Below are 11538 nucleotides of genomic sequence, written 5' to 3'. Positions count from 1 at the left end.
GCGCGCCCGCTCTCCGTCCCTCTGGCGGGGGCGGCGGGTTCACACCCCCCCCCCCGCCTCTGTACGTCGCCGTCAACTCCCTTCGACGCGCTGGAAGTTGAGGGATTCGCCGAGCGCCCCGGCCCGCCACAGGTCCTGACAGGCCTCGGCCATCCGGTCCAGGCCGTCCACGATGGAGCCCCAGACGATGCCGGGCACCCACCCGGCGTCGCCGTTGATGAGCAGGTTGTTGCGCTCGTAGAAGAGGGCGAGGTCCACCACGGTGCTGCGCTGGGCGTGGGCCGCCTCGGCGCCCCGCTGTTCGGCGGCCGCCTCATAGCCGTAGGAGGCGGTGCTCAACTGGGTGTCGGAGAAGGTGAAGTAGCAGAGGTCGCCGGGGATGGGCGTGATGGTGGGGTTCTCCAGCGGGGGCTCCTGGTCGGCGAAGGGCGGGACCAGGGTGTAGATCTCGTTGCGCGCGTACTTGGCGTGGTAGACGTCGCCGCCGAGCGGGAGCGCGTTCCAGATCGCCTGGCAGGTGACGGGGGCGCGTTCGAAGAGGAGTCGGGCGGTGCAGCTCACGCCGCGCTTGGGCAGGGAGACCTCGATAAAGCGGTCCATCGGTATCGCTCCGTCGTCGCGTGGGGGCGGGTGGGTCAGCCGAGGGGCATGGCGAGGTAGCGCGTCTCCAGGAACTCGTCGATCCCGGTACGGCCGCCCTCCCGGCCGAGACCGGACTGCTTGACGCCGCCGAAGGGCGCGGCCGGGTTGGAGACGACGCCCTTGTTGAGGCCGACCATGCCGGTGTCGAGGCGTTCGGAGAGCCGGAAGGCACGCTCCAGGTTCTCCGTGAAGAGGTAGGAGACCAGCCCGTACTGGGTGGCGTTGGCGGCGGCGACCGCCTCGTCCTCGTCGGTGAAGGTGAGGATCGGGGCGACCGGACCGAAGATCTCCTGGTGCAGCATGGCCGCGTCAGCGGGCACCCCGGAGAGGACCGTCGGCTGGTAGAAGTAGCCCTCGCCGGGGGCGTGGCCGCCGCCGGTGAGGACCTTGGCGCCGCGGCCCACGGCGTCCTCGACCAGGGTGTCGACCTTGCCGCGGCCGTCCTCGTCGATCAACGGGCCCACGTCGACGCCCGGTTCGGTGCCGCGGCCCACGGTGAGCGCGGCCATCCTGGCGGCCAGCCGCTCAGCGAACTCCCCGGCCACATCGGCGTGGACGTAGAGGCGGTTGGCGGCGGTGCAGGCCTCGCCCATGTTGCGCATCTTGGCGGCCATGGCGCCCTCGACGGCCTTGTCCAGGTCGGCGTCGGCGCACACCAGGAAGGGGGCGTTGCCGCCGAGTTCCAGGGAGACCCGCAGTACCTGCTCGGCGCTCTGCTCCAGCAGCAGCCGGCCGATCTGGGTGGAGCCGGTGAAGGACAGCTTGCGGATGGTGCCGCCGCGCAGCAGCGGTTCCACCACCTCGCCGGGGCGGCTGGTGGTGAGGACGTTCAGCACCCCGGCGGGCAGCCCCGCCTCGGTGAGGATGCGGGCCAGCGCCAGCATGGACAGCGGGGTCTGCTCGGCCGGTTTGACGATCATGGTGCAGCCGGCGGCGACGGCCGGGCCGATCTTGCGGGTGCCCATGGCCAGCGGGAAGTTCCACGGGGTGACGAGGAGGACCGGCCCGACCGGGCGCCGCATCACCACAAAGCGGTCCTTGCCGTCGGGCGAGGTCTGGTAGCCGCCCTCGATCCGCACCGCCTCCTCCGAGAACCAGCGGAAGAACTCGGCGGCGTACGCCACCTCGCCGCGCGCCTCGGCCAGCGGCTTGCCCATCTCCAGGGTCATCAGCAGCGCCAGGTCCTCCCGGCGCTCCAGCAGCAGCTCGTACGCGCGGCGCAGGATCTCGCCGCGTTCACGGGGCGCGGTGGCGGCCCAGGCGTCCTGGGCGGCAGCGGCCGAGGCGGCCGCGGCGAGGGCGTCCTCGGCTCCCGCGTCGGCGACGGTGCGCAGCTCGCGGCCGCGGGAGGGGTCCTCCACGGGGAAGGTCCCGCCGGACGCGGCCGGCCGCCAGTCGCCGCCGATGAGCAGCCCGTCGGGGACCGCGGCGACCACACCGCGCTCGCGTTCGAGCCGCGGTGCGGGCTGCGTCTCCGGTTGCGTTCCTGTGCTCACATGCCCTCCCGGCTCGACGTGTGTACCCAGGGGGTGTCTCCTCGATCTTCGTGGACGCGGGCCACGAAGATCGGGGAGACAGCCTCTGGGCCCGGCTTCTCGTGGACAGAGCCCGGACTTGCATGTTTGCATGAGTGCAGGTTGTTGACAATCCTACGATGCGCCCCGATGTTGATCTGTGCCGCCGTCCACCCCGACCGGTGCCGCCGTCCGCTTCAGCCGTCGAGCGAGGAGTCCCCCATGAGCGCACTGTCCCCCGTCCTCAAGCAGGCCACACCGGTGCTCGCCGTCCGCGGCGAGGGAGTCCACCTCTACGACGAGACCGGCCGCGCCCACCTCGACTTCACCGCCGGGATCGGCGTCACCTCCACCGGCCACTGCCACCCGCGGGTGGTGGCCGCCGCCCAGGAGCAGGTGGCCACCCTCATCCACGGCCAGTACACGACGGTGATGCACCGGCCGCTGCTCACCCTCAGCGAGCGGCTGGGCGAGGTGCTGCCGCCGGGGCTGGACTCGCTGTTCTTCGTCAACTCCGGCAGCGAGGCCGTGGAGGCCGCGATGCGGCTGGCGAAGCAGGCCACCGGCCGCCCCAACATCGTGGTCTTCCAGGGCTCCTTCCACGGCCGCACCATGGCCGCCGCGTCCATGACCACCTCCGCCACCAAGTTCCGCTCCGGCTACGGCCCGTTGATGCCGGGCGTCGCCGTCGCCCCGTTCCCGAACGCCTTCCACTACGGCTGGGACGAGGAGACCGCCACCCGCTTCGCGCTGCGCGAGCTGGACCAGCTCCTCGCCACCGTGACCGCCCCCGCGGACACCGCCGCCTTCATCGTGGAACCGGTACTCGGCGAGGGCGGCTACGTCCCCGCCAGCACCGCCTTCCTGCACGGGCTCCGGGAACGCGCCGACCGGCACGGCATCCTGCTGATCATCGACGAGGTGCAGACCGGCTTCGGCCGCACCGGCCGCTTCTGGGGCCATGACCACTTCGACGGCCGCCCCGACATCGTCGTCACCGCCAAGGGCCTGGCCAGCGGCTTCCCGCTGTCCGCGATCGCCGCGCCCGCCGCACTGATGGCGAAGGCCTGGCCCGGCTCCCAGGGCGGCACCTACGGCGGCAACGCGGTGGCCTGCGCCGCCGCCGTCGCCACCCTCGACGTCATCCGCGAGGAGAAGCTGGTGGAGAACGCCGCCGAGCGCGGCGCCCAGCTCTTCGCCGGACTGCGCGAGGTGGCCGCCGGACACCCGGTGGGCGAGCACGGCGGCATCGGCGACGTACGCGGGCTGGGTCTGATGGCCGGTACCGAGTTCGTGGACGCGGACGGGCAGCCGGACGGGGCCACCGCCGCCAGGGTGCAGGTCGCCGCCGGCGAGCGCGGGCTGCTGCTGCTCACCTGCGGCGCCCAGGGCCAGGTAGTGCGGATGATCCCGCCGCTGGTGGTCGACTCGGCGCAGATCGACGAGGGTCTGGCGCTGTGGCGGGCCTCGGTGGACGCTGTCCTCGGCTGACCCCGGCCCGCCACCGGCACGCCCCGGCGGCCCGCACCGCCGGGGCGCCCGCCCCTCACCACCGACCCCCAGGAGCCGCACCATGTCCGCACCACCGCGCCCCGACGCGCCGGACGCCGCGACGCTGACCGCGCTGGAGCGGGACCTGCGGACCGCCGTCCCCCGCGGCGAGGTCGCCTTCGGCTCCCGCCGCCGCGCCGAGTACGCCCAGGACGCCTCCGTCTACCGGCAGGTCCCCGCCGCCGTGGTGCTGCCCGCCGACACCGGTGAACTCGCCGCCGCGCTCGCCGCCTGCCACCGGCACGGCACCGCCGTCACCCTGCGCGGGGCCGGCACCTCCATCGCCGGGCAGGCCCTGGGGGACGGCGTGGTGATCGACACCTCCCGCCATCTGCACCGCATCCTCGACGTCGACCCCGAGGCGCGCACCGCCCGCGTCGAACCGGGAGTGGTGCTGGACTCCCTCCAGGCCGCCTGCCGCCCGCACGGACTGCGCTTCGGGCCCGACCCGTCCACCCACGCCCGCTGCACCATCGGCGGCATGATCGGCAACAACGCCTGCGGCACCCACTCGGTGGCCTGGGGCCGCACCGCGGACAACCTGGTCGAGCTGGAAGTCCTCACCTACGACGGGGAGTTGATGCGGCTGCGCGCCCTCGACGCGAAGGAGTTGCAGCAGGTCATCGACGAGGGCGGGCGGCGGGGCGAGATCCACGCCGGGCTGCGCGAGCTGCGCGACGCCCATCTCGCCATGCTGCGCACCGAGTTCGGCCGCTTCAGCCGCCAGGTCTCCGGCTACAGCCTGGAACACCTGCTGCCCGAGCGGGGCTTCGACCCGGCCGCCGCCCTCGTCGGCACCGAGGGCACCTGCGCCGTCGTCGTCTCCGCCACCGTGAAACTGGTGCCGCTGCCCGCCCGCCGCACCCTGGTCGCCCTCGGCTTCGACGACCTGCCCGCCGCCGGGGACGCCGCCCGGCACGTACTGCGGCACTCCCCCATCGCCTGCGAGGGCCTCGGCGGGGACCAGGTCGCCGCCCTGCGCCGCAACGTCCCCGACGCCCGCCCCGAGGAACTGCTGCCGCCCGGCGCGGGCTGGCTGCTCTGCGAGTTCGGCCACACCGAGGCGGACGGCGACGAGGCCGCCGACGAGGCGCTGGCCGCCGTACTGAAATCAGACACCGGCGCCACCGGGGTCCGACTGGTGCGCGAGGCGGCCGAGCAGGCCGCGCTGTGGCGGATCCGTGAGGACAGCTCCGGGCTCGCCACCCGCGCCCCCGACGGCTCCGAGGCCTGGCCCGGCTGGGAGGACTCCGCGGTCCCCGTCGAGCACCTCGGCGACTACCTCCGCGACCTGGCCGCACTGCTCGACCGGCACGGCCTCCAGGGCACCCCCTACGGCCACTTCGGCGAGGGCTGCGTCCACATCCGGATCGACTTCGACCACGAGACGGCCGAAGGGGTGCGGATCTACCGGGAGTTCATGCGGGAGGCGGCCGAACTCGTCGCCTCGCACGGCGGAATGCTCTCCGGGGAGCACGGCGACGGGCAGGCCCGCGCCGAGTTCCTGCCGCTGGTCTACAGCGCCGAGGCGATGGACGCCTTCGCCGCGTTCAAAGCCGTCTGGGACCCGGACAACCGGCTCAACCCCGGCATCCTGGTCCACCCCCGCCCCACCGACGAACGGCTCCGCATCCAGCCCGGCCACCGGCCCGCGCTGCCCCTGACCACCACCCTCGCCCTGGCCGAGGACGGCGGCGACTTCGGCAAGGCGCTGCGCCGCTGCGTCGGCATCGCCAAGTGTCGCACCCCGTCCGGCGGGGTGATGTGCCCCAGCTACCGGGCCACCGGCGACGAGAAGGACTCCACCCGCGGCCGGGCCCGCGTCCTCTACGAGATGCTCCAGGGCGAGGTGGTCACCGACGGCTGGCGCTCCGAGGAGGCCGTCGAGGCGCTCGACCTGTGCCTGTCCTGCAAGGGCTGCAAGAGCGACTGCCCGGTCGGCGTGGACATGGCCTCGTACAAGGCGGAGTTCCTGCACCACCACTACCGGCGGCGGCTGCGGCCCCTCGCGCACTACTCGCTGGGGTGGCTGCCGCTCTGGTCCCGACTGGCCGGTCTGGCACCGGGGTTGGCGAACCGGCTGACCGGGAACCGCCTCGCGGCCGCCGCGCTGAAGAAGGCCGGCGGGATCGCCCCCGAGCGGCCGGTGCCGCGCTTCGCGCCGCGGCGCCTGCGCCACTGGTTCGAGCGGCGCACCGCCCCCGCCCCCGGGTCCCGCGGGCAGGTCCTGCTGTGGCCGGACACCTTCACCGAGTTCCTCTCCCCCGAGGTGGGGCGGGCCGCGGTGGAGGTGCTGGAGCACGCGGGCTTCGAGGTACTGCTGCCGCCGGACCGGCTGTGCTGCGGACTGACCTGGCACACCACCGGCCAACTCGGCATCGCCCGCCGGATGTTGGACCGCACCCTGACCGCCGTCGACCCGTATCTGCGCCGCGGTGTGCCACTCGTCGGCCTGGAGCCCAGTTGCACCTCGCTGCTGCGGACCGACGCCACCGAGCTACTGCCCGGCGACCCGCGCGCCGAGCGGCTGGCCGAGCACACCCTGACCCTCGCCGAACTCCTCGAACGGCACGCCCCCGACGTCGAGTTCGGCCCGCTCACCGGCACCGCGCTGACCCAGACCCACTGCCACCAGCACGCCACCCTCGGCACCCGCGCCGACGACCAGGTCCTCGCCCGCACCGGCCTGGACCCGGGCCGACTGGACTCCGGCTGCTGCGGCCTCGCCGGCAACTTCGGCTTCGAGAAGGGCCATTACGAGGTGTCGGTGGCCGTCGGCGAACAGGCACTGCTACCCGCGCTGCGCGAGGCCGCCCCGGACACCGTCGTCCTGGCCGACGGCTTCAGCTGCCGCACCCAGATCGAGCAGCTCTCCGACCACCGCGCCCACCACCTGGCCGAACTCCTCCGCGACAGCCTGCGCAACCTGCCCGACGGATCCGACGGCTCCTGACAACGGAACGAGGGTGGCCGACCGCATCGACTGCGGCCGGCCACCCTCGTATCCCTACTGCGGCGGTGGGCGATACTGGGTTCGAACCAGTGACCTCTTCGGTGTGAACGAAGCGCTCTCCCACTGAGCTAATCGCCCGGGAACGCACTGAACCATACAGGTGCCGACGGCCTTCCTCCAAACCGGTTCAGCCCGCTCAGACAGCGGCACGGCGGTCGTTCAGCAGCCGGACGAGCCCACGGCGCCCGGCCCGCATCATCAGCGCGTGGTTCAGTACGAAGGCGGGCCGGCCGGGCACCGCGAGGCGCCGCATCAGCGGCCTGCGCACCTCCACCTCCTGGTCGTAGCGGGCCACGGTGCCACCGCCGGGCCCCGGGGTGAGCGTCCAGCGCGCCCAGCCCTCCAGGTCCCCGCTCATCTCGATCTCCAGCACCCCCGCCACCGGATCACGCCGCCGCGCCCGCGCCGTGACCCACAGGTCGTACGGGATGAGGGAACGGAAGCGGGCGGTGCCGCTGTCCTCGTCGACGGGGGTGACCTCGCGGACCTGGCGCCACCACCGCGGATACTCCTCGGCCCGCTCCAGCACCCGGTAGACCGCCTCCGGCGCGGCGGGCAGCACCCAGCGGCTACGGAAGCGGTAGTGGTTCGGATCGCTCAGACGCATACGCACAATCTGCCCCCGCGGCCCCGGCGCCCACACCTCCGGCGGCGACCAGGACAGAGCGGTGCGAGCCGGGGACAGAGCGGTGTGAGTAGGGCGGAAGCGAGCATGAGTACGGGTGCTCATGCCGCCGGACGCCGGGCGGGCGACACTCCGGCCATGACGTTCTCACCCCCGCCCTTCGCCTCGCCCGCCGAGGAACTGCGGGTTCTCGACGCGGAGCTGGCTCAACTCGACGCCAGGCGCGCCCAGTTGCTGACCCGCCGGGCCTGGCTGGTGCAACTGCTCGGGACACCGGCGAGGGTCCCGGCCCCGGTGTGGCAGGCCCCGCGCCCGGCGCCCGCGGGTGCGGAGGTGTCCGGTCCGGGCGCCCAGCGTGTGCTGCTGGTACTCGGCGGGGTGCTGCTGGCGGTGGCGGCGGTCGCGTTCACGGTGGTCGGCTGGGGCGCCATGGGCATCGGCGGGCGTTCCGCGGTACTGGCCGTGGTGACGCTGGCCACTGCCGCCGCCCCGGTCCTGCTGCTGCGGCGCGCCCTGCGGTCCACCGCGGAGGTCCTCGCCGCGCTGGCCCTGGCGCTGACGGTGCTGGACGCCTACGCGGTGCACCGCGTCCTGCTGCCCGACACCGGCGGACTGGCGTTTACCGCGGTGGCGTCCGCGGTACTGGCGGCGGCCTGGGCGGGCTACGGGCTCTCGCTGCCCACGCTGCGACTGCCCGGCCCGGCCGCCGTCGCGGTCGCCCAACTCCCGTTGTTCCTGGGCGCGTTGGCCGTAGACGCCGGTCCGGTCCCCACCACCGCGGCCCTGCTGCTGACGGCGGCCGGCGACGCTCTGGCGCTGCTCATCGCGGGGCGCCGCGCGGTGCGCCTCGCGGCGGCCTCGGCGCTCTGCACAGTGGGCGGCCTCGCCCTCCTCTCCGCCCTCTGGCTCACCTGGACGTCGACCACTCTCCCGCAGTCCCTCCAGGCCGCCCTGCTCCTGGCCCTCACCGCCGCCCTCTGCCTCACCCTCGCCCACCGCCTCCCGGCGCCAACGGGGCCCGCGGAGAAGGGAGTTGACGGGACGACCCCCGGGGCGGTGGTGGCGGCCACCCTCGCCGGTACCGCACTCGTGGCAGGCGTCGCCGGAGTCGTCCGGGTCCCGGCACCCGAGTCCTGGACCTGGCCGCTCCTGCTCTGCACCGCGGCCCTGCTCCTCCCGGCAGCCACGGCGACCACCCTTCCCACGGCCATACGCCGGGGCCTGGCCGCCGCCTCCCTCGGGCTTCAGGCGCTCGCCGTACTGTCCGCGGTACCGCTGGTCGCGGCCGTACTGCTGGGTCCGGTGAGCTGGCTGCCGCGGATCTGGTCCGGTGCGCCGGACGACGCCCGTGCGGTGACGGGGGCGGTGTGGGAGGCGGGCGCGGGGCATCCGGTGGCGGCCGACCTGGTGCTGCTGCTGGCCGCGGCGACGGCCACCGTGCTCGCCCGCTCGGCCGCGGCACCCCCGCGGTACCGCTCCGGTGCCCGCTGGACGGCGGCGGCCCTGGGCCTCTGCGGCCTGCTCGCCGCCCCGGCCGCCCTCCGCCTCCCCTACCCCACCGCCCTCGCCCTCCCCCTCCTCCTCACCGCCGCACTCCTCACGCTGGCACACCGCACCCCGGCCCCCGCCCCGCAGCCTCCGGCGAGCGGCCAGGGCGCGCCCGCGTCCCGCCCCGCCCGCAATTCCCAAGCAACGGCGGGCCTCGCCGCCACGGCCACCGCCCTCCTCTGCGCCACCGAAGCACTCGGCGCCGCACTCCCCTCCAGGCCCGCCACCCTCCTCGTACTCGCCGTACTCACCGCCCTGTTCACCGCGACCGCCGCGAGCACCCGCCCGGAGACGGCACACGGCCCAGGCCGGGCCGCCGCCGCGGCCGCCGTACTGTGTGCGACGGCCCTGGCGGGCACCGGCGGCGCCGCCCTCGACCTGGCCCCGCACCGCACCGCGCTGCTGGTCCTGCTGGTGCCCGCCGCCGCGGTCCTGATCGCGGCACTGCTCGCCACCCGCCTCGCCGGCCGGCCCGCCGCCGCACTGCGCCAGACCGTGGAACTCGCCGCCGTCCCGGCCGCGTTGACCGCACCGGTGCTCGCGATCGGACACCCGGCGACCCTCTCCGCGGTCCTCGCCGGATGCGCGGTACTCGCCGCGGCCACCGCCATCCGCCCCGACCGCCGCCCCGCCGGCCCCGCAGCCGCCGTCCTCTTCTTCGCGGCGACCTGGGTACGGCTGGCGGCCTGGGGGGTGACCCTGCCGGAGGCGTACACCGGGCCGGTGACGGTGGCCGGTCTCGCGGTCGGCCTGCTGCGGCGGCGCCAGGACCGCACCGTCTCCTCCTGGACCGCGTACGGCGCACCGCTGACGGCGACGCTGGTGCCGAGCCTGGTCCAGGTCTGGGCGTCACCGCACGGCCCGCGCCCGCTGCTGCTCGGCACGGCCGCACTGCTGGCGACCCTGGCCGGAGCCCGCGCCCGCCTCCAGGCCCCACTGGTGCTGGGCGGCACGGCACTCGGCCTGGTCGCCGTGCATGAACTCGCCCCGTATGTACTGCGCCTGGTCGGTGTGCTGCCGCGCTGGGTGCTCCCGGCCCTGGCGGGACTGCTGCTGCTCGCCGTCGGCGCCACCTACGAACGCCGCCTCCGGGAGGCCCGCCGGGTACGGGACGCACTGGGACGCATGGGGTGACGGTCCGGGCCGGTATGCGGTGAATGCGCCGAGCACGCCGACCGGCCGCCAATTAAAGGGGAATTCTCTGCACAGAAGTCCGACGGCCCGTTACCTCACCCATAGCCACCCGGAAAACGCCAGGCCCGGCCCGAATTGCCGCCCCCGAAATGCGATACGACGCACGGAAAGCCGAGGCACCATCGGAAGGGCAGCCGTATGTGACATGGATTACCCCACGACGCCACGTTCTTGAAGTCCCGTCAGAACGCCACCGTGAACCGACCGAACCACCGGAGCGGCCGGACGTCACGGGGAACTACGGAAGGATCTATTCCGCGCGAGGGCGAACAGCAGGACACATGACTGCGGCCCGGAGGCGAAATGCCTCCGGGCCGCGGCCTGGGCGTGGGCGATACTGGGTTCGAACCAGTGACCTCTTCGGTGTGAACGAAGCGCTCTCCCACTGAGCTAATCGCCCGGGCGCAGGGAGAACATTACCGCATGTCAGCAGGTGCTCCGGACCAGCCGCCGGGACGGCCCCCGTGCCCCGCACACCCATGGTCGCGCCACGGGCACCCCCTCCGGCCGGCACACCCGCGAGCACCACACCGACCGAGGTCAGGCCGGTGCTCCGGCGACGCACCGCAGGGCGGCCCGGCCCGCCGCCCCCGCGAAGACCACCGGCCGGCCCGGGCCTAGCAGCGGCGACATCACAGCCCCGGCCACGGCTGCCTCCGGGGGCGTACCGGCACCGGCCGTACCGCGACCCGGGGCACGGTCTCCGCACCGGATCACCGGCCATTTCGTGACTCCGCGTATTCAAGCGCCGAAGCTACCGGGCGGAAACCGGTCACCGGAATGGACGCCGGACGGCCACAAACGCTCCGCCGTCCGAGCTACCGAAAGACACTCAAAACCCTCAGAGGGGTTTACAAGGGCACCGTAGGTGGCATGTCGATTTCGCCGACGTGCGAATCCCCGAGCGCACACTGAGCGAAAGGCCATGGCGCTTATGAACACCACGGTCAGCTGCGAGCTGCACCTGCGCCTCGTTGTGTCGAGCGAGTCCTCACTGCCCGTTCCCGCAGGACTGCGGTATGACACCGCCGATCCGTATGCCGTGCACGCCACCTTCCACACCGGAGCCGAGGAGACCGTCGAGTGGGTGTTCGCCCGCGACCTCCTCGCCGAGGGCCTGCACCGGCCCACCGGCACCGGAGACGTCCGAGTCTGGCCGTCCCGCAGCCACGGTCAGGGCGTCGTGTGCATCGCCCTGAGCTCTCCGGAGGGCGAGGCTCTGCTGGAGGCCCCGGCGCGGGCCCTGGAGTCGTTCCTGAAGCGGACGGACGCCGCGGTGCCGCCTGGCACCGAGCACCGCCACTTCGACCTCGACACGGAACTCTCACACATCCTGGCGGAGAGTTAAGCCGCCCGAGAGCGCCCGGCGCCGTCCGACTCGGGGAGACGGCGCGGGTCACACAACCGAATACGGAACACTCCGGCGCCGCCGCCACGGGACTCCCGTGTGG

Annotated in this window: 7 protein-coding genes and 2 tRNA genes; 4 read left to right on the top strand and 5 right to left on the bottom strand. The window is 73.9% G+C overall.

All coding sequences use genetic code 11. The features are described from left to right. Positions 1 to 72 precede the first annotated feature (72 nt). Positions 73 to 600 carry a DUF3830 family protein gene (locus ACFVST_RS28575; protein ID WP_390156491.1) on the bottom strand — a complete coding sequence of 176 codons (528 nt, stop codon included), beginning with the start codon at positions 598 to 600 and terminating at the stop codon, positions 73 to 75. Between the two features lie 35 nt (positions 601 to 635). Continuing rightward, complete coding sequence (locus ACFVST_RS28570) at positions 636 to 2138, bottom strand: NAD-dependent succinate-semialdehyde dehydrogenase (protein ID WP_390156490.1); 1503 nt, start codon at positions 2136 to 2138, stop codon at positions 636 to 638. 240 nt (positions 2139 to 2378) lie between these two features. On the opposite strand from ACFVST_RS28570, the gene ACFVST_RS28565 reads away from it, so the two are divergent. Further along, complete coding sequence (locus tag ACFVST_RS28565) at positions 2379 to 3647, top strand: aspartate aminotransferase family protein (protein ID WP_390156489.1); 1269 nt, start codon at positions 2379 to 2381, stop codon at positions 3645 to 3647. An 82-nt stretch (positions 3648 to 3729) separates the two neighbouring features. Continuing rightward, the gene (locus ACFVST_RS28560; RefSeq protein ID WP_390156488.1) at positions 3730 to 6660 is read left to right on the top strand and encodes an FAD-binding and (Fe-S)-binding domain-containing protein; all 2931 of its coding nucleotides are present in this window, start codon (positions 3730 to 3732) and stop codon (positions 6658 to 6660) included. A gap of 66 nt (positions 6661 to 6726) precedes the next feature. Here the strand turns inward: ACFVST_RS28560 and ACFVST_RS28555 are convergent. Both ACFVST_RS28555 and ACFVST_RS28550 read right to left on the bottom strand, forming a co-directional pair. Beyond that, positions 6727 to 6798: transfer RNA gene (locus ACFVST_RS28555), tRNA-Val, on the bottom strand. A 58-nt stretch (positions 6799 to 6856) separates the two neighbouring features. After that, positions 6857 to 7327 (bottom strand): SRPBCC family protein, encoded by a 471-nt coding sequence (locus ACFVST_RS28550; RefSeq protein WP_390156487.1) that lies wholly within the window; start codon positions 7325 to 7327, stop codon positions 6857 to 6859. A 156-nt stretch (positions 7328 to 7483) separates the two neighbouring features. Between ACFVST_RS28550 and ACFVST_RS28545 the strand changes: the two genes are divergently transcribed. Further along, positions 7484 to 10027, top strand: a complete 2544-nt coding sequence (locus ACFVST_RS28545) for an SCO7613 C-terminal domain-containing membrane protein (protein ID WP_390156486.1) — start codon at positions 7484 to 7486, stop codon at positions 10025 to 10027. A gap of 388 nt (positions 10028 to 10415) precedes the next feature. On the opposite strand, the gene ACFVST_RS28540 is transcribed toward ACFVST_RS28545, so the two are convergent. Beyond that, positions 10416 to 10487: transfer RNA gene (locus ACFVST_RS28540), tRNA-Val, on the bottom strand. 534 nt (positions 10488 to 11021) lie between these two features. Here ACFVST_RS28540 and ACFVST_RS28535 point away from each other — a divergent pair. Continuing rightward, complete coding sequence (locus ACFVST_RS28535) at positions 11022 to 11435, top strand: SsgA family sporulation/cell division regulator (protein WP_003959770.1); 414 nt, start codon at positions 11022 to 11024, stop codon at positions 11433 to 11435. The last annotated feature ends 103 nt before the right edge of the window (positions 11436 to 11538 follow it).

Origin of the sequence: Streptomyces sp. NPDC058045, assembly GCF_042885635.1 — a bacterium.
Lineage (GTDB): Bacteria > Actinomycetota > Actinomycetes > Streptomycetales > Streptomycetaceae > Streptomyces.
This window is presented reverse-complemented; position numbering and strand designations above follow the sequence as displayed.